Origin of the sequence: Lactobacillus sp. UMNPBX12, assembly GCF_002553955.1 — a bacterium.
Lineage (GTDB): Bacteria > Bacillota > Bacilli > Lactobacillales > Lactobacillaceae > Lactobacillus > Lactobacillus crispatus.
In genome coordinates this window covers 15,894-39,015 of record NZ_PCYY01000001.1, presented here as the reverse complement: position 1 = coordinate 39,015, position 23,122 = coordinate 15,894, and the positions used below count along the sequence as shown (strand labels likewise).

Annotated in this window: 22 protein-coding genes, 1 tRNA gene and 1 riboswitch; of the genes, 17 read left to right on the top strand and 6 right to left on the bottom strand. The window is 37.4% G+C overall.

Annotated elements, in window-relative coordinates; genetic code table 11:
• Nucleotides 1–36: 36 nt before the first annotated feature.
• Nucleotides 37–1,353, bottom strand: a complete 1,317-nt coding sequence (locus CP363_RS00185; protein ID WP_005724073.1) for a C1 family peptidase — start codon at nt 1,351–1,353, stop codon at nt 37–39.
• 142 nt (nt 1,354–1,495) lie between these two features.
• Nucleotides 1,496–1,921 (bottom strand): Hsp20/alpha crystallin family protein, encoded by a 426-nt coding sequence (locus CP363_RS00180; RefSeq protein ID WP_089145438.1) that lies wholly within the window; start codon nt 1,919–1,921, stop codon nt 1,496–1,498.
• Nucleotides 1,922–2,162: 241 nt separating this feature from the next.
• Between CP363_RS00180 and greA the strand changes: the two genes are divergently transcribed.
• Both greA and CP363_RS00170 read left to right on the top strand, forming a co-directional pair.
• Entirely contained in the window at nt 2,163–2,624 is a 462-nt protein-coding gene (greA, locus tag CP363_RS00175; protein ID WP_005724077.1) for a transcription elongation factor GreA, read from the top strand.
• 79 nt (nt 2,625–2,703) lie between these two features.
• On the top strand, nt 2,704–3,366 hold the full coding sequence (locus tag CP363_RS00170) for a CPBP family intramembrane glutamic endopeptidase (RefSeq protein ID WP_005725384.1): 663 nt from the start codon (nt 2,704–2,706) through the stop codon (nt 3,364–3,366).
• 47 nt (nt 3,367–3,413) lie between these two features.
• Here the strand turns inward: CP363_RS00170 and CP363_RS00165 are convergent.
• Nucleotides 3,414–3,484 (bottom strand) — tRNA-Gly (locus CP363_RS00165).
• A gap of 9 nt (nt 3,485–3,493) precedes the next feature.
• The gene (locus tag CP363_RS00160) at nt 3,494–4,087 is read right to left on the bottom strand and encodes an SOS response-associated peptidase (RefSeq protein ID WP_098035673.1); all 594 of its coding nucleotides are present in this window, start codon (nt 4,085–4,087) and stop codon (nt 3,494–3,496) included.
• A gap of 117 nt (nt 4,088–4,204) precedes the next feature.
• Between CP363_RS00160 and trpS the strand changes: the two genes are divergently transcribed.
• From trpS to CP363_RS00085, 15 genes are all read left to right on the top strand, one after another.
• On the top strand, nt 4,205–5,227 hold the full coding sequence (gene trpS / locus CP363_RS00155; RefSeq protein WP_089143457.1) for a tryptophan--tRNA ligase: 1,023 nt from the start codon (nt 4,205–4,207) through the stop codon (nt 5,225–5,227).
• Nucleotides 5,228–5,242: 15 nt separating this feature from the next.
• The gene (locus CP363_RS00150; protein WP_013085750.1) at nt 5,243–5,722 is read left to right on the top strand and encodes a deaminase; all 480 of its coding nucleotides are present in this window, start codon (nt 5,243–5,245) and stop codon (nt 5,720–5,722) included.
• Nucleotides 5,723–5,735: 13 nt separating this feature from the next.
• Nucleotides 5,736–6,320: a TPM domain-containing protein gene (locus tag CP363_RS00145; RefSeq protein WP_065989890.1), complete on the top strand. Its 585-nt coding sequence runs from the start codon at nt 5,736–5,738 to the stop codon at nt 6,318–6,320.
• A 51-nt stretch (nt 6,321–6,371) separates the two neighbouring features.
• Nucleotides 6,372–6,535: riboswitch (M-box (ykoK) riboswitch) on the top strand.
• A gap of 83 nt (nt 6,536–6,618) precedes the next feature.
• Nucleotides 6,619–9,285 carry a magnesium-translocating P-type ATPase gene (gene mgtA / locus CP363_RS00140; RefSeq protein WP_089145704.1) on the top strand — a complete coding sequence of 889 codons (2,667 nt, stop codon included), beginning with the start codon at nt 6,619–6,621 and terminating at the stop codon, nt 9,283–9,285.
• A gap of 98 nt (nt 9,286–9,383) precedes the next feature.
• Entirely contained in the window at nt 9,384–11,360 is a 1,977-nt protein-coding gene (gene metG / locus CP363_RS00135) for a methionine--tRNA ligase (protein WP_065989842.1), read from the top strand.
• The gene (locus CP363_RS00130; RefSeq protein ID WP_089147031.1) at nt 11,360–12,127 is read left to right on the top strand and encodes a TatD family hydrolase; all 768 of its coding nucleotides are present in this window, start codon (nt 11,360–11,362) and stop codon (nt 12,125–12,127) included. The genes metG and CP363_RS00130 overlap by 1 nt, the downstream gene beginning before the upstream one ends.
• Complete coding sequence (rnmV, locus tag CP363_RS00125; protein WP_005718476.1) at nt 12,114–12,680, top strand: ribonuclease M5; 567 nt, start codon at nt 12,114–12,116, stop codon at nt 12,678–12,680. Before CP363_RS00130 ends, rnmV begins: the two co-directional genes overlap by 14 nt.
• Complete coding sequence (gene rsmA, locus CP363_RS00120) at nt 12,670–13,554, top strand: 16S rRNA (adenine(1518)-N(6)/adenine(1519)-N(6))-dimethyltransferase RsmA (RefSeq protein WP_089147030.1); 885 nt, start codon at nt 12,670–12,672, stop codon at nt 13,552–13,554. The genes rnmV and rsmA overlap by 11 nt, the downstream gene beginning before the upstream one ends.
• Nucleotides 13,555–13,615: 61 nt before the next feature.
• Nucleotides 13,616–13,873: a Veg family protein gene (locus CP363_RS00115; RefSeq protein WP_013085757.1), complete on the top strand. Its 258-nt coding sequence runs from the start codon at nt 13,616–13,618 to the stop codon at nt 13,871–13,873.
• Nucleotides 13,874–13,981: 108 nt separating this feature from the next.
• Entirely contained in the window at nt 13,982–14,812 is an 831-nt protein-coding gene (purR, locus tag CP363_RS00110; protein ID WP_089145431.1) for a pur operon repressor, read from the top strand.
• Between the two features lie 46 nt (nt 14,813–14,858).
• Nucleotides 14,859–16,244 (top strand): bifunctional UDP-N-acetylglucosamine diphosphorylase/glucosamine-1-phosphate N-acetyltransferase GlmU, encoded by a 1,386-nt coding sequence (gene glmU / locus CP363_RS00105; RefSeq protein ID WP_089147029.1) that lies wholly within the window; start codon nt 14,859–14,861, stop codon nt 16,242–16,244.
• A 128-nt stretch (nt 16,245–16,372) separates the two neighbouring features.
• Nucleotides 16,373–17,125, top strand: a complete 753-nt coding sequence (locus CP363_RS00100) for an SLAP domain-containing protein (protein ID WP_005718484.1) — start codon at nt 16,373–16,375, stop codon at nt 17,123–17,125.
• Nucleotides 17,126–17,255: 130 nt separating this feature from the next.
• Entirely contained in the window at nt 17,256–19,025 is a 1,770-nt protein-coding gene (locus CP363_RS00095) for an SLAP domain-containing protein (RefSeq protein ID WP_098035672.1), read from the top strand.
• A gap of 227 nt (nt 19,026–19,252) precedes the next feature.
• Nucleotides 19,253–20,227: a ribose-phosphate diphosphokinase gene (locus CP363_RS00090; RefSeq protein WP_005724087.1), complete on the top strand. Its 975-nt coding sequence runs from the start codon at nt 19,253–19,255 to the stop codon at nt 20,225–20,227.
• Between the two features lie 161 nt (nt 20,228–20,388).
• Nucleotides 20,389–21,309 carry an ROK family protein gene (locus CP363_RS00085; protein ID WP_098035671.1) on the top strand — a complete coding sequence of 307 codons (921 nt, stop codon included), beginning with the start codon at nt 20,389–20,391 and terminating at the stop codon, nt 21,307–21,309.
• A 68-nt stretch (nt 21,310–21,377) separates the two neighbouring features.
• Here CP363_RS00085 and CP363_RS00080 read toward each other — a convergent pair whose 3' ends face one another.
• Together CP363_RS00080 and CP363_RS00075 are read right to left on the bottom strand one after the other, a co-directional pair.
• Nucleotides 21,378–21,650, bottom strand: coding sequence for a hypothetical protein (locus CP363_RS00080; protein ID WP_089145427.1), 273 nt, complete (start codon nt 21,648–21,650; stop codon nt 21,378–21,380).
• 34 nt (nt 21,651–21,684) lie between these two features.
• Nucleotides 21,685–23,058 (bottom strand): HD domain-containing protein, encoded by a 1,374-nt coding sequence (locus CP363_RS00075; RefSeq protein WP_013085764.1) that lies wholly within the window; start codon nt 23,056–23,058, stop codon nt 21,685–21,687.
• Nucleotides 23,059–23,122: the final 64 nt, after the last annotated feature.

Below are 23,122 nucleotides of genomic sequence, written 5' to 3'. Positions count from 1 at the left end.
CCGATATGGATCGCCTTTTTATATGATCATTGCTCGTTAAGCTAATGAATCCCATGCTGGTAGGTCAGTGATTGGACCTTCAGCGAGCTTCTTTTGGTTTTCAGTTAAGTACTTCTTGTGGACTACAACTTCGTAAACATAGTCCTTAAACCATTCATTATTCATGACGTAGAAGCCTTTAACACCAGATTTATCGCCCCATGAGTTCTCAACTTTCCATTGACGAACTTCGCCGTTGTCTTCATCAACACCAACTAAAGTCATGGCATGTGACACTTGACCGACGCCGGTCTTTAATCTGTCTGCTTTAGACATTTTAAGGTCAACGCCGAATAAGTCATCTAACTTGTACAAATTAGTGTCAAGGTAACCAGTTTTACGGTCCATTTGACGTAAAACATCGTTACCAAACCAAACAGCTTCGCCGTCTTTTAATTGAGCGATAGCAGCGCTGGACAAGTATTCCATTGGTACATTCAAAAGCTTGATTCTCAGTGAGCCTTCAATGTTGTCTTCAGCTGGTAGACCATAAAGCTTGTTATAGTCATGGTCTGGAGCATTAGTCAAAACAACATAGTCATCAAAATCGACATCGCCCATGTACTTATGCAAGAATTCAAGTGGAGTAAGGTTCTTTTCTAAATGATATTTCTTATCATCATCACGATATTCAAGATCGAAAGTCTTAGGTGGTTCACCTACTGCGATAGCAGTCATTTGGTAAACTTCGCTTAAAAATTTTTCGCGAACCTTTTTAATTTCATCATCTTTGCCGTATTGCTTCAAATGGCGCAATACTAAAGCATCCTTCTTTAACTTATCGCCCAAAGCAGTAGCAAAACCAGTTGTATCGTTGGTGTTAAAAGTTTCTGGCATAGCATATGAAGGAACAACACCATATTTTTCAACTAAAGCAGCAGCCATTTGGAATTGTCCACCATCACTACCAGCAAAGTCTAAGTCAGCCTTAACTTGACGTGAATCAAGTGGCATATCAGCACTGTCTAAGATTCTGTTGTAGAACATGTTGGCACGTTCAATCTTGTCCCAGAAAAAGTTGTAAGCTTGTGAGAAAGTGAAATCTTTAGCCTTGTATTTTTTACCAAAAGCATGACGTAAAACGTTCAAAGTTGCGAACAACCAGCAACGACCTGAATGCTTTTGATTAGTAACGTTGTTGGTGTCAAGTTCGGTTGAGAATACTCTGGTTAATTGTCCTTGAACACGGTCGTTATAAGATGCTTCAAGCACACCACTGCGTTGAGCTGCACGAGCAACGACTTTATTTTCAGGTTTTTTATTAAATTCGGCAGAGAACTTTTCTAGTTCCTGCACAGTTAATTCATGAGCCATAAAAAATCTCCTTTTTAATTTTATAATTTTTTTCTAAACTAACTCTATTTTAAAGCAAAATACAAGCGGGTTCAATTAGAACTCGCTTGTAGAGAATTATTAATCCGTTAACTTATTAGACCTCTTGCATAAACCTAATAAATTAATCAATTTTTATAGAATTGCCATCATCGCCGGCAGTTTCCTTAGGCAAAGTGATGGTCAATACACCATTATCATACTTTGCATGAATCTCACTTGCAACTACATTTGGTAATCTATAGCTTCTAGAAATACCGCCCTCACTTCTTTCCTTATGAATGATATTTCTATTTTTATCGCTAGTGTCCTTAAATGATTTTCTTGTGCCGCTGACATTTAACGTACCGTCATTATAGTTAACGTTGATATCCTGCTTATCCATGCCAGGCATGTCAATCTTAACTAGATAGTCCTTATCAGTTTCTGCAACATCAGATTGCATAATGTTTTCAATTTCATTATCGTCAAAGAAGTTTCTTGGAAAACCAAACCAATCATTCATTGCATCCATCATGTCGTTGCGCCGATTCATCATATCGTTTGCCATAAATAAAACTTCCTTTCATTTTTGTATTTGCTTAATTAGAATATAAGGAAAAGATCAACTCATTTCTTGATCTCTTTTCTCCTTACACTGTTTATTGTAGTCGCTTTTTATAGAAATGACACAAATTAGCACTCAAAAATGTATAGTGCTAATTTTAGACTGATAACGCTGCTACAATAACATTCTGAGATTGTAGATAATTATTACGTATAAAAAAATAAAGAAAGTTTGTGAAATAGAAATGGTATATTTTCAGAAAATGACTCCAGAAGGCTATCAACAAATTGAGGATGAAATTGCTCGATTAAAAAAAGATCGGCCACGTAGAATTAAAATTTTGCAGGCTGCACGAGCTTTAGGTGATCTTTCGGAAAATACTGAATATACTGAAGCAAAACGTGATCTAGGTCACTTACAAAGTCGTCTGCGTTACCTAGGCAAACAATTAAAGTATGCCGAAATTGTTAAAGCTGAAGATGATGGTAAGGTTGATCTAGGAAAGACCGTTGTGCTTAAGTTTGATGACGATGATGAAACAGAAGAATACAAAGTAGTTGGGCGAATGGAAGCGGATCTTGCTGCTGGCAAGGTTTCTTTTGATTCTCCATTGGGTCAAGCAATCATGAAAAAGGAGGCTGGTACAACAGCAACGGTGGCTGCACCAGCAGGTGAATATCAAGTAACGATTGTGGAAGTTAAATAAGTTGAGAACTATAATAAACTGTCTTTTTCTGGTATAATATGGGTTTTGTAGGATACAATTCAGAGTAGGAGTGAAGAATTTGAATACGCCACAATCAAGAGAGGGTAATGTGATCCGCTATGCCGTTTATTTAGCTGGCTATGTCGCTGTGTTTGCAGTAGTAAAGCTAGTTACTAGAAAATCTCCGGTTCATATTTGGGATTTGATTTTATTCGGCTTAGTTGCAGCCATGATTCTGTTGTTTTATGTTTATCGTTTCAATCGAGAGCAACGCTTTTTTGCCCGTGATTTTAAACTTCCATGGTTGGGCAGTTTGTCAACTGTTGTTCTATTAACATTAGTGATTACAGTTACACAGATTTCGATTTCATACTTACAATCATATGGCAGGATTAGTCATTATGATTTCCAATTGATATATGCCAAAAGTGAATCAGTTAACATGTTTTGGTTTTTAATCGTTGTCCAAGGAATTGTATTACCAATCCTACAAGAATTTTTGGCGACTGGCTTTTTGTTCAATTATGCTTTTCGGCGAAATACTAAGCAAGTTGCAATTATGGGGATCATTGTTTCAGGTCTGATTTATAGCTTACTGAACTTTCAAAATTCAGTAGTACTCTTTATTATTGATGCAATTTATGGCATGGTGTTTGCTTGGAGCTATATGTACACACAAACATTATTGATGCCAATTTACTTAGCTGTAGTTAGTGGCGTACTTACAGTGATTATGATTTAAAAACAAAAGGATGAGAAAAATTCTCATCCTTATTTTTGTATAAAAAAAGCGGATAGCGTGAATCGAACCCGCATCTACAGCTTGGGAAGCTGTCGTTCTACCATTTAACTATACCCGCAATATGTTTTTATTTTAGCATTTTTTCTATTTGAAGATCAACACTTTTACGATCAATTAAGCTGGTAAAATTTTGAAAAAGCCAGCGGCGTAGTTCGTTGGGCATAACAACTAGAGGCATTCTATTATGGATTGGCGCCATATCTTTGTTAGGCGCGGTAGTAACCATTGAAAAATAATCCTGATCATAAATACCTGCAATTAAGGTAAGTGGTTGATTAGTGCGGAAGGCGTAGCGATCATGGTATTTACGACCGTTTTCAGCAATATGGGTAGTTTTAGCGTATTCAAAGAATTTTTCGGTTAAGATTAAGCAACGTTGCTTGGCAAAGGATTTGTCCCACATTGAAGGCGCTGAATCATAAAATCGCTCAATTCTAGCGTTAAATAATGGCTTTTTTGGATCAACGGGACTTGGATAGCCCCATTTTTTTTTGCTTAATTGCAATTGACCATTTTGATAAAGCAAAACAGGTGCTACTTGGTTAGGAAAAATATCTTGTGCTTGAATGTCAAAATTTGGTGTAACTAAGGGCAGGTCAAGATCGCTTTTGAGATATTGTTGAATTTGTTTTAAATTAGGTAAACGAAACTGGTTGCACATACGCATTTCCTTTCTTTAGGGCTAGTTTAATCATAGCCTATTTTTTGTTAAAATTAGGTAATTAAACAATTAATATTAATAAAAAAATAAACTTAAAAATTAGAAAAGAGCAAAAAGATGACGAAAGAAATTTTATTAACTGGTGACCGTCCTACTGGTAAGCTGCACATTGGTCACTATATCGGTTCATTAAAGAATAGAGTAAAATTACAAAATTCAGGTAAATATGATCCATATATTATGATTGCGGATACACAGGCTTTGACCGACAATGCTCGTAATCCGGAAAAAATTCGCAATAGTTTGATCCAAGTAGCTTTAGATTACTTAGCTGTTGGTATTGATCCAGCTAAATCAACTATTTATGTTCAATCACAAATTCCTGCTCTATTTGAATTGACTGCTTACTACATGGATTTAGTAACTGTGGCTCGGCTTGAAAGAAATCCAACTGTTAAGACAGAAATTAAGCAAAAAGATTTCAAAGACTCTATTCCAATTGGCTTTTTAAACTATCCAGTTTCTCAAGCTGCTGATATCACCGCTTTTAAAGCAACCGTTATTCCTGTTGGAGATGACCAGGAACCAATGTTGGAACAAACACGTGAAATCGTTAGGACTTTTAACCGTGTTTATAATTGTGATGTTTTGGTTGAACCTAAAGGTTATTTCCCACCTAAAGGTCAAGGACGTTTGCCAGGACTTGATGGTAATGCGAAGATGTCGAAGTCACTTGGCAATGCGATTTATCTTGCTGATGATGCAAAGACAGTTCAAAAGAAAGTTATGTCAATGTACACGGATCCTAACCATATTCACGTTGAAGACCCTGGTAAGGTTGAAGGTAACACTGTCTTTACATATCTTGATGTCTTCGATCCAGATAAGGACAAGGTGGCAGAACTTAAGGCAGAATACCAAAAGGGTGGCTTAGGTGACGTTAAGATTAAGCGTTACTTAAACAAGGTCCTTGAAGCAGAGCTTGCACCAATTCGTGAACGTCGCGAAAAGTTTGCTCAAGATGAAGATGCGGTTTATGAAATGCTTCTGGAAGGTTCAAAAAAGGCTAATAAAGTGGCTAATGCAACACTTGAACAAGTCCGTGACGCAATTGGTTTGAACTATTTCAAGAATAGATAAGGCTGAGGTAAAGTTATGCACGATCGAATTCCTTGGAAACAATATTTTATGATGCAGGCGCTAGTAATTGCGCAACGCTCTACTTGTAATCGCGCATTAGTTGGTAGCGTCTTAGTAAAAAATAATCGGATTATTGGCACTGGTTATAATGGTTCCGTTTCAGGACAACCGCATTGTGACGATGTGGGTCATCAAATGGTTGATGGTCACTGCGTTAGAACTATTCATTCAGAAATGAATGCGATCATTCAGTGTGCTAAGTTTGGTGTTTCTACAGAAAATACTGAGATTTATGTGACACATTTTCCTTGCTATAATTGCTGCAAATCCTTGTTGCAGGCAGGCGTGAAAAAAATTAACTATTATTTTGACTATCGCGATAATCCATTGGCGATGCAACTACTTCATGATAGCGAGGTGCCTTATGAACAGATTAAGATTAATCGCAAATACGTGGAAAGCTTGGCCCATAAACTTGAAGAAGACGAGAATTAATTTAATTTGGTTAATGGGACTAGTAACTGTATTTTTAATAACGACAGGATTTGTCCAGCCAAATATTGAAGATCATGCTCATATTTTAGATAAAGAAACTCGCACTTTGGTTACGGAAAAAAATAATCGCTATTTTCAGACTAAAGAACAACCGCAAATTGTCGTTATAACGGTTAAAAGGCTGAATAAGTTAACACCTAAGATGCTAGATCATTCTAAGCGAACGGTCTTTATTGTGGTAGGACAGAAAGGTAAAAAGCGTAATGTGCAAATTTATTCAACTAAAGATTTGCATAGTGCCTTCACCGAGGTCGCTCGGGGCAATATCTTGCGTGCTGAAGTAGATAAATTGCGTAGTCAAAATAATGCAACTTTTAACAAGGGAATTCGCTTCGTCTTTCGGGCATGTGCGACTAGAGTTGATCAACAATATCAATATGCACTTGATAAATATGATTTGACGCAAGCAGAACAAAATAAAGTCGCGCGTCCACATAGTGTAGCTTTACCAATCGCACTGGCACTGGCATTTTTAATTGCGGGAATTACTTATTTCTTGCGTAGATTTAGTCATCGTGATCCAATTTCTAAGAAATAGTCGGCTTGACTTATTTGCATTTTGTCCTTACACTTTTTGTAGACATAATTAGCGAAAAACTGTTAGGTGAGACTCCTACGTGAACACACGCTATCGCCCAGAAACATCCAGAGATGCCAACGGGTTAAATAGGTGTCGTCGACTTAAGGCGAGATCCAGATAGCTAGCATGTGCTTACGTCACGTAGTGTTAAAACTGAACGACGAGTATGACAGAGCCTTGTTTGGCAAAAGTCACCTGCAGAAATTACAGGTGGCTTTTTTGTTTTGCTTGTCCCAATTAAAGAAGGGAGCAAATGATGTTAAAAGCAGCTAGCAAGAAGCGATCGAATATTGATATTCAGAGTATTCAACGTATTGCACGTGAATCGCGTAGCGAAACACTAGCCAGATTGCAGGCGAGTGCGGAAGGGCTTTCTACTAATAAGGCCGAAGAAAATAGAAGAGAATACGGTAAGAATGAGATTATTACTAATACCAATGCTTCTAAATGGCGTTTGCTTTGGGAATCGGTTGCGACACCATTTACGGTAGTGTTATTAGTATTAACTTTGCTAACGCTTTTTACCAGTTATATTTTGATACCACAAGGCAATAGTGACTCAATCACAATTATTGTGATGGTTATTATGTTAATTGTGTCAGTGCTGGTTAATTTTATTCAAAAGATTAAGATTGCTAGAGTAACAGATCAGTTGCTCAATCGGGTATCGGTTACTACGAATATTCGGCGTGATGGACACAATGTCGAGCTACCCACAGATGAAGTAGTGATTGGGGATGTAATTAATTTATCGGCCGGCGACATGATTCCAGCGGATATGAAATTGCTAACTAGCAAGGACCTCTTTTGTTCATCAAGTTACTTAGATGGTGACCCTGAACCAGCTGAAAAAGTAGCGAATGTAATAATTAAGCCGAGCATGAGCAATGATTATTTAAACTATCCTAACATCTTGTATGAAGGGACGACGATTGTGTCTGGCTCTGGAACCGGAATTGTTTTTGCTATCGGTAATCACACCGTTTTTGGTAAAGAAGTCCAAGCCATTTCACGTAAAAAAGTAAAAACTACATTGTTTGATCGTGAAATGAAACAACTAGCTAAGATCTTGATTGTCGCTACTGCAATTATCATCCCACTACTGTTTGTCATTAATGGCTTGACTAAAGGCGATTGGGGAGAAAGCTTAATTTTTGCTTTAGCTGCGGCTGTTGGCCTGACACCAGAGGTGCTGCCGATTATTGTTAACTCTAATTTGACTAAAGGCGCACTGGAAATGTCAAAAAGTGGTGCTGTAGTTAAGCAGATGAATGCAATTCAGAATTTAGGTTCTACCGATGTTTTTTGTATTGATAAAACAGGCACCTTAACGCAAAACCAAGTTGTGTTAGAGCGCCACTACGATTTAGATATGCAAGAAACGCCACAGATTTTGAAGTTTTCATATCTGAATGCTTACTATCAAACTGGGGTCAAAGATTTAATTGACAAGGCAGTAATTGATGCCGCTGGTGATGAATTAGACGTAAATGAAATTCAACGTGACTACAACAAAATTGATGAAATTCCATTCGACTACACTAGAAAAAGAATGAGCGTTGTGGTCGTTGATAATGATGAACACCATGGACAGCACTTATTAGTAACTAAAGGCGCAGCAGAAGGGATGCTGGCTATTTCTAATAAGGTTGAACTCAACGGCAAAGTTGAAGATTTAACTTCTGAATGGAAAGAAAGAATTTTAAATCAGATCAATGAATTAAATGATGATGGCTTGCGAGTCCTGCTTGTCGGCTATAAGCTTAATCCTGCTCCAGTAGGTGAGTTTTCTGCCAAAGATGAGCATGATTTGACGATCATTGGCTATCTAGCATACTTGGATCCGCCTAAAGAGACTACCAAGGAAGCCTTAGAGGATTTAAAGAACGATAATGTCGACGTGAAAATTTTTACTGGTGATAACGAAGCAGTTACACGTGCGATCGCATTGCAGGTGGGTTTAAACGTCGATACGGTTTATGATGGAAAACAGATCGATGAAGCCAGTCCTGAAGAATTAAAAGAAATCGTGGAAAAATGTGATATTTTTGTTCATTTGACTCCAGAACTGCGGGTAAAGATTATTAACGCATTGAAGACCAACGGTCATACTGTCGGTTATATGGGCGATGGCAATAAAGACGCTTTAGCGATGAAAGTGGCGGATGTGACGGTAACTTCGAATAGCTCGGTTGATATCACTAAAGAATCTGCTGATATTATATTTGAACAAAAAGATTTGCAGCTGCTTGAAGAAATGATCATGGTCGGCAGAAAAGTCTTTTCTAATACGATGAAGTATATTAAAACATTCTTGGTTACCAATATGGGCAGTATTATCGCAATGGCTGTTTCTTCCTTACTGTTGCCGTTTTTGCCACTTTTACCATTGCAGGTTCTAATTTTAAATTTGCTTTTTAGTCTAAGTTGTTTAGTTATCCCCTTTGACAGTGTTTCAGAAAATTATGTCAAAAAACCGCAAAAGTGGTCAATCAGGATGTGGCCAAAATTTGTCTTAAACTTTGGTCCAATTCCGGCAATTGTTGACTTTATTGCGATGGCTTTAATGTTTTACGTAATTTGTCCTTACTTGGTTGGCTCTAATTACCACCACTGGGTCTTCATTTCTTTGTTCTATTCTGGAATTTTTGTGGAATCTCTGTGGACTAGGGTAATGATTATTCATACTTTAAGAGATGAGCGTTTTCCATTCTTTAAGCAACATGCAACCCCAATTGTCTTTTTAGTAACCTTTGGTTTGGCAATTTTAGGAACGATGTTGCCATCTTCGAGCATTGCTCCAAGTTTGGGCTTAATGCAGTTGCCATTTAGCTTTTGGGGTGTAGTCCTCTTGCTAGAAGTAATTTATGTTTTGTTGACAACTTTAGTAAAACATTTATATTTGAGAAAAGAAAAATTTTAGTTGATATTGAAAGGAATTCGTGGTTTTAGCCCAATTCCTTTTTTTGCATGTTAAAATAAAATAGATATTTTAGACGATTAAAGGAGTTTGATTAATCAATGGCTGATAAAGATACTTTTTATATTACAACCCCAATTTATTATCCATCTGGTCGTTTAACGATCGGAAATGCTTATACTACTATCGCAGCTGATACAATGGCTCGCTATAAGCGTAGTCAAGGCTATGATACTTTCTTTTTAACTGGTACTGATGAACATGGCTTGAAGATCGAACAAAAGGCTGAAGCACAAGGAATCAAGCCACAAGAGTTTGTTGATAAGATGGCTGCTTCTTACAAAAAATTATGGAAGAGCCTTAACATTTCTTATGACAAGTTTATTAGAACTACTGATGAACAACATGTTCAAGCTGTCCAAAAGATTTTTGAAAAGCTGTTAAAGAAAGGCGACATTTATTTAGGCGAATATACTGGTTGGTATTCAGTTGAAGATGAAGAATACTTCACTGAATCACAATTAGCTGAAGTCTATAAAGATGATGATGGTAATGTAATCGGCGGTAAGGCTCCAAGTGGTCATGAAGTACGCCTAGTTAAAGAACCATCTTATTTCTTCAAGATGAGTAAGTACGCAGACCGCTTAGTAGAATACTACAAGGAACATCCTGACTTCATTTTGCCTCATTCACGTGAAAAGGAAATGCTTAATAACTTCATTAAGCCAGGTTTGGAAGATTTATCAGTTACCCGGACTACTGTTAACTGGGGAATTCCTGTTCCAAGTGATCCTAAACACGTGGTTTACGTTTGGATCGATGCTTTGTCTAACTATATTACTGCTTTGGGCTATGGTTCAGACGATGATTCATTGTTTAAGAAATATTGGCCTGCAGACGTTCACTTGGTAGGTAAGGAAATCGTTCGTTTCCACACTATTTATTGGCCAATTATGTTAATGGCTCTTGATTTGCCACTTCCTAAGCACATTATCGGCCATGGTTGGGTATTAATGAAAAATGGCAAGATGTCTAAGTCAAAGGGAAATGCCGTTTATCCAGAATCACTTACTAGTCGTTATGGCGTTGATCCACTTCGTTACTACTTGATGCGTGCCTTGCCATTTGGTGATGATGGTATTTTTACACCAGAAGACTTTGTTGAAAGAATTAATTATGACTTGGCCAACGATTTGGGTAACTTACTTAACAGAACCGTGTCAATGATTAATCAATATCAAGCTGGTCATGTTGATGCAGTTCCTGTTGCTCAAGCTGAATTTGGCAAAGACTTGCAAGATACAGCTGCTAGTGTCATTAATGATTACAGAGAAAATATGAATTCACTTCACTTCTCTAAGGCATTAGACAATATTTGGAAGTTGGTTTCTCGTGCTAACAAGTATATTGATGAAACTACTCCATGGGCTTTGAATAAAGAAGGTAAAAAAGAAGAACTTAGCAAGGTAATGAGCAATTTGGCTGAAAGTTTGCGCTTAATTGCTATTATGATTGAACCAGTAATGACCGAAACTGCACCAATTATGTTCAAGCAACTTGGTTTAAATTGGGACAATGAAGACGCTAAGCATTTGGCCTTTGGTGACTTTGATTGGGATGTTAAGGTAATTGAAAAGCCACAACCAATCTTCCCAAGACTTAAGATGGACGAAGAAGTTAAGTACATTAAGGATGAAATGGCTAAGGCTAAGCCAAAGAAGACCACTAGAAGTGAACAAAAGAAGAATGACGAAATCACCATTGACGATTTTGACAAGGTTAAGATCCAAGTAGGCCAAATTTTGTCAGTTGAGCCAGTTAAAGGCTCAAGCAAGTTGCTCATGTTCAAGCTGGACTTTGGTAATGGCAAGGAAACCCAAATTTTGAGTGGTATCCGCAAGTTTTATCCAGATGCAAGTGAGCTGTTAGACAAAAAGGTTTTAGCTGTTACTAACTTAAAGCCACGTAAGATGCTGGGTCACCTTAGTGAAGGGATGCTCTTATCAAGTGAAAAGCATGGCAAAATTAAGTTAGCTCTTGTTGGTGATGAACATGCAGTTGGGGCTGAACTCGGCTAATGGAGATCATTGATAATCATACTCATTTGAATGACGAGCCGTTTCGCGGCAAGGAACAATATTATTTAGAACGAGCAAAAGCACTTGATGTAACCAAGGTTATTTGTGCGGGGCAAGATCCCGACTTTAATCAAAGAGCGGTTGACTTAGCACAAAAGTTTGATAATGTCTATGCGATGGTCGGTTACTGTCCCGATGTGGCTAAAGACTATGATCAACAGGCTGAAGATAAACTAATTGAACAATTGAAGCAGCCTAAGGTAGTTGCAATGGGCGAAATCGGGCTAGATTATTATTGGGATGAATCGCCGCGCGACGTACAGCGTAATGTTTTTGCGCGGCAAATTGAAGTAGCACATGACTTGAAGATGCCGGTTGATATCCATACTAGGGATGCATTTGGAGATTGTTATAACATCTTGAAAAATAGCAATCTGGAATATGGTGCTGTTTTGCATAGTTTTAACGGTGGTGTTGACTGGTTAAATAAGTTTTTGGATTTGAATGTTTACTTTTCATATTCAGGTGTTGTTTCTTTCACTAAGGCTACGGAAGTACACGAGAGTGCAAAAGCTGCGCCACTTGACCGAATTTTAGTTGAAACCGACGCGCCATATTTAACGCCTAAGCCATATCGTGGTCATCAAAATGAAACTGGCTACGTATGTTATGTGGCAGAAGCAATTGCTAAGTTGAAGGATATTCCACTAGAGAAAGTGGCGGATGCTACTTATAAGAACACAGTGAGAGTTTATGGGCTTAAATAAAAAGAATTTTGATGCGGTAATCGTTGTTGAGGGGAAAGACGATACCATCCGTTTAAAACAATTTTTCCCAGGAATCGAGACAATTGAGACTAATGGATCAGCCGTTTCAGATGAAGTATTGAAGCAAATCCAAAAATTAAGTGAGAGTCGGCAAATTATTGTCTTTACTGATCCTGACTTTAATGGCGAAAGAATCCGGCGCATTGTAACTAAAGCTGTTCCTGATGCAAAGCAAGCTTTTATTACCCGTAAGGAAGGCGAACCTCATAAAAAGGGGAGTCTAGGTGTAGAACATGCTTCAAAAGAAGCACTTGAGCATGCACTAAGTGATTTGCATGAGGTTGAACCGCAAAAAAGTGATTTAACTCCAGCAATTTATCGGCAATTAGGTTTAGCTGGTGGTAGCGGCTCACGAAAATTACGTGAACAAGTAGGCATTAAATTACGAGTTGGCTATGGCAATTCCAAGCAGTTTTATAATCGCTTGCATACTTTTGGCGTTTCATTAGCTGAATTAAAGGCAGCTGTCAAGGAGGTAGAAAATGACAAATAATATTCCAATTGGCTCTCCAGTTAGAACACAAGCAATTGTTAACCGTTACTTTGTCAAAGCTAAAAAGAACTTAGGGCAAAATTTCTTAGTTGATCAGACTGCTATTTTAGGTATTGTTGAAGCTGCTGGGATAAAAAAAGATGATCAAGTCATTGAAATTGGACCAGGTATTGGCTCTTTGACTGAGCAACTACTGTTGGCAGGCGCTAAAGTTTTTGCTTATGAAGTTGATGATAGCTTACCTACGATTTTACAGAATGAACTGCCTAAGAAAATTGATGATCAGCCTTTGGCTAGTCGCTTTAAGATTTTGCTTAAGGATGTATTAAAGGCTAATTTTAAAGAAGATATTGGTGACTTTTTTGACTTCACTAAACCGATCAAAGTTGTAGCCAATTTACCATACTACATTACGACACCGATTATTTTTGCTTTAGCTGAATCTGACTTGCACTTTACTTCACTGACCTTGATGATGCAAAAAGAAGTGGCAGAGCGATTAGAAGCTCAATCAGGTAGCAAGGATTATGGCCCATTAACGATTTCTGTTCAAACAGAAATGAAAGTTAAGCTTGCTTTACAAGTGGGGCGTAATTCCTTTATGCCACGACCTAAAGTTGATTCTAGTGTAGTTGTTTTGACTCCGCTAAAAGAAAAGCCTGCTATTGAAGATCGCAAGCACTTTATTTGGGTTGTGAAAATGTGCTTTTCACAAAGAAGAAAGACACTGAACAATAACTTAAAGTCATTATTGCCAGATAAAACCAAACGAGATGAATTGATTACAGAATTAGGTGTAGACCCACGAATTCGGCCTGAAGACCTAACAATTGAACAATTCATTAAGATTGCTAAATTTATTCCTGCAAAGTAATGCCTAATATTGAATTTATTATATATTTGTGATATAATTTACGTAAAGGAGCTGTTGTTTAGTGCCAACATCAATTATCACAATTAAACATAAGTTGGATTCTCACTTAGGTGATGCTTTAACAGTAGTAGCTCAAGCGGGTCGTAAGAAAGTTACTAAGAGACGGGGGATTCTAAGAGAGACTTTCCCTGCAGTGTTTGTGGTTGATTTAGACCAACATCAAAATAATTTTAAACATGTTTCTTACAGTTATACCGATTTACTAACTAAGAATATTGCATTAGAGTTTGATGATGAAGCTGAAGAGGCTGAAGCTTAAACACAATTTTTGAAATTGTCACTAGCATTTATTTAAAATGTTAGTGCTTTTTTTTGCCCTTTAGAGTATATTAATTAAGTATAAACCAAACATTAGAAAGGAAATTTCATGAAACGTTCAGAAAGATTGGTGGACATGACCAAATATTTAATGGAGCGTCCCCATACTTTAATTGCACTACCATTCTTTGCTAAGCGTTACGGCGCTGCTAAGTCATCTATTTCAGAAGATTTAGCTATTTTGAAGCACACTCTTGCCAGCAATCAAGATGGTATTTTGGAGACTGTAGCCGGTGCAGCTGGTGGCGTGCGCTATATTCCATTTTTAGGTAAAAAACACGCGGAAGTATATTTGTCAGATTTATCAACTAGGATTAAGGATCCAAGTAGAATTTTAGCCGGTGGTTTTGTGTATCTGTCAGATATTTTAGGCAATACGCAAGATTTACGTAAAATTGGTGAATTAGTAGCTACTCATTATGCTTATGAAGAAATCGATGCTGTCATGACAGTTGAAACAAAAGGGATTGCTTTAGCCCAAGCAGTTGCTCGTTTTTTAGATGTACCATTTGTTACAGCTAGAAAGCGATCAAAGGTAACAGAAGGTGCTACTGTTTCTGTTAACTATATTTCTTCATCGTTGTCTCGAGTATCGAAGATGGAATTACCGACTCGTGCTCTTAAAAAAGAAGCTAAAGTTTTAATTGTCGATGATTTTATGAAGGGTGGCGGTACCCTAACCGGAATGGAAGAATTAGTTAAGGAATTCGATGGTACTATTGCCGGCGTTTGTGTACTCTGTGAAGCCGATTTTGACAAAGAAAAGCTGATTAAGAACTATCTTTCATTAATAAAAATTAGTGAAATTGATACTGCCCAAAAGCTGATTGTAGCAGAACCTGGTAACTTCTTAACTGAAACTGATTTTGACCGTTTCTAAAATGGTATACTAGAATCAAGTTTTGATTATTAAGAGGTTAATATTAATGGAAAAATATGTAGTCGTTCTTGCCGCAGGTAAGGGCACACGAATGAAGTCAAAGTTGTACAAGGTTTTACACAAAGTTTGTGGTAAAACCATGGTTGAGCATGTTGTTGATGCAGCTCAAGGCGTTAATCCTGCAGAAATCGTTACAATCGTTGGTACAGGTGCTGGCGATGTAGAAAAAGTACTGGCAGACAAGTCTAAGTTTGCTTTCCAAGAAAAGCAATTAGGTACTGGTGACGCCGTAATGACTGCGCGTGAAGAATTGGGTGACAAAGATGGTGCTACTTTAGTAGTTACTGGTGATACACCACTTTTCACAACTAATACATTTAATGAACTATTCAAGTATCATGCAGAAAAAGGCAATGCTGCAACTGTATTGACCGCGAAAGCTCCAAATCCATTTGGCTATGGTCGAATTATTCGTGATGATCAAGGCAATGTTTTACGAATTGTAGAACAAAAAGATGGTAAACCAGAAGAATTAAAAGTAAAAGAAATCAATACTGGTGTATTTTGCTTTGACAATAAAAAATTATTTGAAGCATTGAAGCACGTTAATAATGACAATGCTCAAGGTGAATATTACTTAACTGATGTTTTAGAAATCTTGCGCAATAGTGGTGAACGCGTTGGTGCTTACAAGATGCCTGACTTTAGTGAAAGCCTTGGCGTTAATGACCGTATTGCATTAGCTCAAGCTACTAAGACTATGCAAAGAAGAATTAATGAACAGCATATGCGTGATGGTGTTTCATTTATCGACCCTGATACTGCTTATATTGATGCAGATGTTAAGATTGGCAACGACACTGTAATTGAAGGTAATGTTGTGATTAAAGGAAACACCGAAATCGGTAGTGATTGCTACATTACTAGTGGTTCAAGAATCGTTGATTCTAAGATTGGTAATAATGTCACTGTTACTTCTTCAACTGTTGAAGAAGCTGAAATGGACGATAATACTGACATCGGTCCTAATTCACACCTTCGTCCTAAGGCAATTATTCGCAAAGGTGCACATATTGGTAACTTTGTGGAAATTAAGAAGGCTGAGATTGGTGAAAATACTAAAGTAGGTCACTTGACTTATGTTGGAGACGCTACCTTAGGTAAAGACATTAACATTGGCTGTGGTACGATCTTCTCTAATTACGATGGTGTAAAGAAGTTCCATACTAATGTTGGTGATCATGCCTTTATTGGCGCTGGCTCAACGCTAATCGCTCCAATTAATGTGGCAGACCATGCCTTTATTGCAGCTGATACCACTGTTACTAAGGACGTTAATAAATATGACATGGCAATTGGCCGTGGCCGTCAAGTTAATAAGCCAGATTATTGGCATAAGCTTCCTCTTTCTCAAGATGAAGAATGGGATTAAGAATAAGGCACTAGTGTATCAAGCTAGTGCTTTTTTGTTAAGAATTGCTAAATACTTATTGCAAAATAATAATTGAGACCTACAATAAGGTGTACTAATAATAATTTTTACATGAGGTAGGTAATACTATGAAATTAAGTCATAAGTTAGTTATGGTTTCAGCAGCTGTTTTGATGGGTGTTAGCCCAGTATTAGGCATGGCAGAAAATACTGTATCTGTTCAAGCTGCTACTAAGAGTACTAATGGCGTACATAATACTTACGGTAAAAACAGCAAAGTTAAAGTAACTAAGACTATGAAGTTTGTCGACCGTAATGGTAAGAAAACTTCTAAGACTGCTCCTAAGGGTGGTAGCTACACTATTTGGAACGTCAAGAATATCGACGGTCAAGTTTACTACAGTATTCAAACTGATTTGAAGTACTGGATTCCTGCAACTGCAACTGAAGGTACAGTAACTTATAAGTCAGGCAATACTACTTATACTTTAAAGAGTGATGGCAAGAAGGTAACAACTTCTACTTCAACTAAGAAGGCTGTTAAGAAGACTAATTCAAATAAAAACACTAAAAAAGTAGTTAAAGAATCAACTAAGAAAACTGCCACTAAGACTACTAAAAAAAGCAACTCAGAAAAGACTACTAAGAAAACTTCATCAAAGAAGACGCCAGTGGCTAAGGCAGTTAAGATAACTACTAAGAATAAGGCTTACGTTTACGACAAGAATGGTAAGCGTGTAAAAAACTATTTAGGCACTAGTTACATTGGTAAAAAGATCACTGTTAAAGGTTTAGGTACTAAGACCATTAATGGTGTTAAGTATTATGCTTTGCAACCAAATCATTATTACATTAAAGCTTCAGATGTAACTGTTAAGTAATAATTGATAGGAAAAAGACACTTTTTCGTTATGAAAAGATGTCTTTTTCGTTTCTAAATTGGCAAAAAAATATTTTAGATCTACAATATATAAATGAACTTTAAGTTTAGTAAGAATGAGGTATTTATCGATGAAATTAAGTCATAAATTAGTTATGGTCTCAGCAGCTGCATTGATGAGTGTTGCTCCACTTTTGGGTACTGCAGAAAACGTCAACACTGTTCAAGCTGCTCCTAAGAAGACTACTTCAAAGAAGGCAGCAAGCAACAAGATCACTTTGGTACGTAATGCTTATGTGTACGATAAGAATGGTAAGCGTCTTGATAAGTACATGGGCAGTGCAAAATACACTACTATTGCTAAAGGCGTAACTGTTACTTCAACTGGCACTAAGACTATCAATGGTGTAAAGTACTACGATCTTGGTGGTGGTGCTTATATCAAGGCTGTTAACGTAGATGGTAAAGCTGCGTCATCAACTTCATCACTGTCAAAGGGTACTAAGGCTAAGTTTGTTTCTAACTCATACATTTATGACAAGAACGGTAAACGTATCAGCAAGTACCAAGGCAAATCTAAGTTTGTTAAGGGTGATTCAGTCACTACTTACGGTATTCAAACCATTAACGGTAAGAAGTATTACCAACTTGACAAGAAGGGTACTGCTTTTGTACGAACTGTTAACATTGATGGTAAAACCACTTCAAACCAAGAATCATCTGTTTCAAATGATGCAGAATCAACTAAAAAATATGACTACTCATTAAAGAAGAATGCTTATATTTATGATAAGAATGGTAAGCGCATCAACAAGTACCAAGGCAAGTCTAAGCTTTTAAAGGGTGCCGCAATTGATGTTTATGGCATTGAAACCATTAAGGGTAAGGATTACTACCAACTTGACAAGAAAGGCACTGCTTTTGTTAAGGCAAGTAATGTAACTAGAACCGTTAAGGCAACTTCAATTACCATGAAGAAGAATGCTTACATCTACAATGGTAACGGTGACACCAAGAAGAAGACAGTTAAGAAGGGTAAGACTGTTAAAGCTACTGAAGCAAGATACATTGGTACTAAGCTTTACTACAAGATTAGTGATAATCAATTCGTTAAGGCTGCTAATGTAGGTAAAATTTCAGGCCCAGAACTAGAACCAGTTAACGAACCAGATGGTGCTGCTACTGTTGATACTGGTGATAATACTGTAGATCCAAACGTAACCAAGGTAACTACGATTAATGTTGCTCCACTTTACAACATTAAGGGACAACCAGATAACGTTAGAGCATTTGGCGAAGGTCAAAGTCAACAAGTTTCAGAATTGAGATATATTGCAACTTCTGCAACTGCTACTCCAGAATTATTCTATAAATTATCAAGCGGTAGAGGCTATTTAAAGCGGTCAGACGTTGCTGTAAGTGGTAAGATTTTAACTCCTGTTAACACTCCAGAACAAGCTAGAGAAGACGTTACTGTTGCCACGGCAGCTAACAAGGCTAAGTTGCTCCAAGACATTAATGAAGCAACTAGCGTTAAGAATTCAGAAGCTTACAAGCTCGCTTCAAGTGATGTAAAGGCTGCATATGACAAGGCAATCAGTGATGGTACAACTGTTAACAACGATGCTACAGCTACTATTGCTCAAGTTAACGAAGCAGATGCTGCTATTGTTAGTGCAAAGGCTAAACTTGATGGCAAGAGAGTTGCTGTTGCTAACATGACCAATTTAACTTCAGATGAAATGGCAGCTATTATTAAGGTTGTAGCTAATGCTAATAATGTAGCAGAAAGTTCTGTTCAATTAACTACTAACGGTAGTTTATCAATTAGTGTTAACGGAGCTGCACAAATTTTGAACTTAGGCGATTATGTAACACAAGCTGCAGTTGCAAACAACTAAAAATATATAAAATAAGACGTAGTATCTAAAATGACACTACGTCTTATTTTTTAGGATATTTTCGTTGTACTAGAAAGTACAAATATATTCTAACTTTTTTAGCGATTAATAGTTAGTGCTTTTTTATGGTTGCGGCAAAATTCTTGCTATAATTAAGGAGAATGTGGTTCTTTTTAGAGCAACTTTTGCTAAAATAGAGCTGGTTAAATATTTTTACGGAGGAAATTATGTCCTATAAAGACGATATGATGATCTTCGCCCTTAACTCAAATGTACCATTAGCACAAAAGATTGCGGATCGTGTGGGTGTTCCACTTTCCAAGTCTAGTGTTGAACGTTTCAGTGATGGCGAAATTCAAATTAATATTGATGAAACTGTGCGTGGTAAAGATGTCTACCTTGTACAATCAACCAGTAAGCCAGTTAATGACAATTTAATGGAATTGTTGATTATGATTGACGCTGTACGTCGTGCAAGTGCTCGTACAATTAACATTGTGATGCCTTACTACGGTTATGCTCGTCAAGATCGTAAGACTCGTGCTCGTGAACCAATTACTGCTAAATTGGTTGCAGACATGCTTCAAGCTGCAGGTGCTGATCGCATTCTTTCACTTGACTTACATGCACCACAAATTCAAGGTTTCTTTGATATTCCAGTTGATAACTTAATGGGTGCTCCACTTTTGGCAGACTACTTCTTGCGTAACGGCTTAGAGAAGGACGCTGTTGTAGTTTCACCAGACCACGGTGGTGTTACTCGTGCTAGAAAGCTTGCTGAATTCTTAGGTTGCCCAATTGCCATCGTTGATAAGCGTCGTCCAAAGGCTAATGTTGCTGAAGTTATGAACATTATCGGTAACGTTAAGGGTAAGCGTGCTATCATCATTGATGACATGATTGATACTGCTGGTACTATTACTTTAGCTGCTCAAGCCTTAATTGATGCAGGTGCTACTGAAGTTTATGCTAGTGCAACTCATGCTGTTCTATCTGGTCCAGCTATTAAGAGATTGAACGATTCACCAATCAAGAATTTGGTTTTGACTGATTCAATCAATCAACCAGCAGAGAAGAAGCTTGACAAGATGCTTTTGGTATCAGTTGGTCCATTGATGGGCGATGCTATTAAGTGTATCCAAAACCATGAAGCACTTAGCCCATTGTTCAACACCAGATACGAAGCTGACAAGAACAAGTAAGATAAAATTTGATAATAAAAAATGGCTAGCCGAGAGGTTAGTCATTTTATTTTTTTTGGAAAAAATCATCACCATTTATAATAAATAAGAGTGTATTAAAATACACATGAGAAACATCTATAATTAGAGATAGATGTTTTTCATTTAAAGAGGACAAAATTATGACACAATATTTATCATTCGATATTGGCGGGACTAACTTGAAATATGCATTAATTGATCAAGAAGGGCATATTCTTGAAAAAGACCGGGTAAAGACTAATACTGAAAACCTAGATGCATTCATGCAGACGATGTATGAAGTCGCCGACAAGTATCAAGGAAAGTTCGCTGGCATTGCAGTCTGTGCTCCTGGTAAGATTGATACCAAGAATAAAATTATCTATTTTGGTGGAGCCTTGCCATTCTTAGATGGCTTGAATTTAGAAGAGACTTTAGGTAAAAAATATAATGTACCAGTTGGCGTAGAAAATGATGGTAAAGCAGCTGCTTTGTCAGAGCAATGGCTAGGCGAATTGCATGACGTCAATACTGGGATCGCAATTACCTTAGGCACTGCTGTTGGCGGCGGTGTCATAGTTGATAATCGTATTTTACATGGCTGGACTTTTCAAGCTGGCGAACTTAGCTGGATGATCACTAATTCAAGTATTGGAGTCAAAAATATGGCGGCTTATACTGGTTTTAGCTGCTCAGCAGTTAATATGATCAAAAAAGTTAATTTAGCTCTCGGCAACATTGACTTGGATGATGGAGTAACTGCATTTGAGGCGATTAATAATGGTGATTTAAGAGCAATGGCTGTCTTTAAACATTATTGCCGTAATGTGGCAATCATGATTCTTAATATTCAGACGGTTATTAATGGTTCCAAGGTGGTTATTGGTGGCGGGATTAGTGCACAACCAATTTTGATTGAAGAAATTAACAATCAATTCGATAAGATTTTACAAAATAACTCCATGTTGAATAATCAGGTGATCAAGCCAGTGATTGTTGCTGCTAAACATGGGAATGAGTCTAACTTATATGGTGCACTTTATGCCTTATTGTTGCAGTTAAAGGAAAAAGAAAATAATTAGTTTTTTTAGACGAAAAAAATAGGGATGCTAATTTACTGCATCCCTATTTGTGTGAAATGATTAATTAACTAGTCTTTGCTGGAAATAGCTTTGGCAATTGCCACGCTGGCACTAGCAACACAGGCAACCATTGCGGTTTTACAGCTAATCTTAACTACATCTTTGACTAAATCCTTATTTTCATGGATAAAGTCAAAGGACATCTTAGTATAATCCATGCAGTAACCATGGACTGTGTTCATTAAATCTTTTACTTGAGTATAACCACTCTTAGCAGTTTTTTCTTCAAGTTCTGGATTAATTTGAGTTCTTACATCTGTATTTAAATCATGTCTGTTCATCATAAATACCTCGATTCTAGGATTTACCTTAATTTTACTTCTTTTGCTCACGTTTTGGTCTTCTCAAATATCTTAAGGCACCATTCTTAATATATTTTTGAAATTGCTCATAAAGTGGATCGAAAATTTGCGGCTGATCTTCATCGTGACTGAGCATAGTTTTAGGGAAGAAGAAGCGTTCATCTCCTTGGAAAGTACCATTTAATGCGCGAACCAATGGGCTGAGTTGGGATAACTCAATCATGCTGCTGTCGTCTTGCATAATTTCAATTTGACTATTAGCATTTTTCCCCGTTGGCTTATAAGCATCATATGGTTCATCGAATGCGGAATTGGTAGCGGTATAGTAATCAGGATTAAAGCCAGCTTGCTTGATTAGGCTCTTGAGCTTAGGTAAAAGATTTTTGGTTTCTTCATCGATTCGGACACTAGCTAGCGGTTTTCTGTACAAGTAACGCTTGGCTAGGTCAGATAAGATTGGATCTTGTGCCTGGGTCCACATAGAAAAATTAGTTTCCATTACTCCATCATCAAGCTTTAAATAATCGTCTAAAGTCCAATTGCCTTCAAGGAATTTAGTCAAGCTAGGTGTAACTTGCAGATTTCCCTTTTTATAAACAGCTTGAGCGCGCTCTAAAAGGTGATGCAAGATGACTTCCATTGAGCGTCCTACGCGGTGGAAGTAGACCTGTTGGTACATCTGATAGCGTGACACGATATAGTCTTCAACGGCATGCATCCCATTGTTGGTAAAACAAATACCATTTTGATAAGGACGGATTACCCGTAAAATTCTTGATAAATCGAACCTACCATAGTTAACTCCGGTGAAATAAGCATCCCGCTGCAAATAATCCATCCGGTCAGCGTCAGCTTGACTTGAGATCATTTTAACCACTTGCGGATTAGGATAAGTCTTAGCGATTACGCTGGCGACTAATTCAGGAAAGTTAGGTGCAACTTGTTTTAATGCATGGTTAATTTCTGTATTAGGGTCAGTAATGATCTTTTGTCCAATTTTTTCATGATTGGTGCCAAAAAGGTGCTCGAATGTGTGCGAATAGGGTCCGTGACCGATGTCATGAAGCAATCCGGCACATTCTACCAGTAATCGATTATCATCGTTCCAAAGACCGTCTCCTGGCGTAATTGAGGGATATTTTTTGCTAAAGATATCGCAAATTCTTCTCGTTAATTCATAAACGCCTAAGTTGTGCTCAAATCTAGTGTGAGTTGCACCTGGAAAAACATAGCTAACCGGACCTAACTGTTTAATGCGACGCATGCGTTGAAATTCTTTAGACTTCAGTATGTCCAAAACAACTTTATCTTCAATATGAATATAGCCGTGAACCGGATCACGGAGAACAACCTCTTGTTTTAATTTTTCGCTTTGAAATCTTGCCATAAAAATCCACCAAGTTTAATTTATTAATTTTTTGAACTATATATAATAAAATAGATTATATCTA

Bases quoted from the DNA above. Each gene is read 5' to 3' on its own strand.
- CP363_RS00150 (WP_013085750.1), top strand. From the start codon at position 5,243: ATGCACGATCGAATTCCTTGGAAACAATATTTTATGATGCAGGCGCTA.
- CP363_RS00090 (WP_005724087.1), top strand. From the start codon at position 19,253: ATGTCCTATAAAGACGATATGATGATCTTCGCCCTTAACTCAAATGTA.
- rnmV (WP_005718476.1), top strand. From the start codon at position 12,114: ATGGGCTTAAATAAAAAGAATTTTGATGCGGTAATCGTTGTTGAGGGG.
- glmU (WP_089147029.1), top strand. From the start codon at position 14,859: ATGGAAAAATATGTAGTCGTTCTTGCCGCAGGTAAGGGCACACGAATG.
- mgtA (WP_089145704.1), top strand. From the start codon at position 6,619: ATGTTAAAAGCAGCTAGCAAGAAGCGATCGAATATTGATATTCAGAGT.
- CP363_RS00185 (WP_005724073.1), bottom strand. From the start codon at position 1,353: ATGGCTCATGAATTAACTGTGCAGGAACTAGAAAAGTTCTCTGCCGAA.
- CP363_RS00100 (WP_005718484.1), top strand. From the start codon at position 16,373: ATGAAATTAAGTCATAAGTTAGTTATGGTTTCAGCAGCTGTTTTGATG.
- CP363_RS00095 (WP_098035672.1), top strand. From the start codon at position 17,256: ATGAAATTAAGTCATAAATTAGTTATGGTCTCAGCAGCTGCATTGATG.
- CP363_RS00145 (WP_065989890.1), top strand. From the start codon at position 5,736: ATGGGACTAGTAACTGTATTTTTAATAACGACAGGATTTGTCCAGCCA.
- CP363_RS00130 (WP_089147031.1), top strand. From the start codon at position 11,360: ATGGAGATCATTGATAATCATACTCATTTGAATGACGAGCCGTTTCGC.
- greA (WP_005724077.1), top strand. From the start codon at position 2,163: ATGGTATATTTTCAGAAAATGACTCCAGAAGGCTATCAACAAATTGAG.
- CP363_RS00160 (WP_098035673.1), bottom strand. From the start codon at position 4,087: ATGTGCAACCAGTTTCGTTTACCTAATTTAAAACAAATTCAACAATAT.
- CP363_RS00080 (WP_089145427.1), bottom strand. From the start codon at position 21,650: ATGAACAGACATGATTTAAATACAGATGTAAGAACTCAAATTAATCCA.
- trpS (WP_089143457.1), top strand. From the start codon at position 4,205: ATGACGAAAGAAATTTTATTAACTGGTGACCGTCCTACTGGTAAGCTG.
- metG (WP_065989842.1), top strand. From the start codon at position 9,384: ATGGCTGATAAAGATACTTTTTATATTACAACCCCAATTTATTATCCA.
- CP363_RS00180 (WP_089145438.1), bottom strand. From the start codon at position 1,921: ATGGCAAACGATATGATGAATCGGCGCAACGACATGATGGATGCAATG.
- purR (WP_089145431.1), top strand. From the start codon at position 13,982: ATGAAACGTTCAGAAAGATTGGTGGACATGACCAAATATTTAATGGAG.
- CP363_RS00075 (WP_013085764.1), bottom strand. From the start codon at position 23,058: ATGGCAAGATTTCAAAGCGAAAAATTAAAACAAGAGGTTGTTCTCCGT.
- rsmA (WP_089147030.1), top strand. From the start codon at position 12,670: ATGACAAATAATATTCCAATTGGCTCTCCAGTTAGAACACAAGCAATT.
- CP363_RS00085 (WP_098035671.1), top strand. From the start codon at position 20,389: ATGACACAATATTTATCATTCGATATTGGCGGGACTAACTTGAAATAT.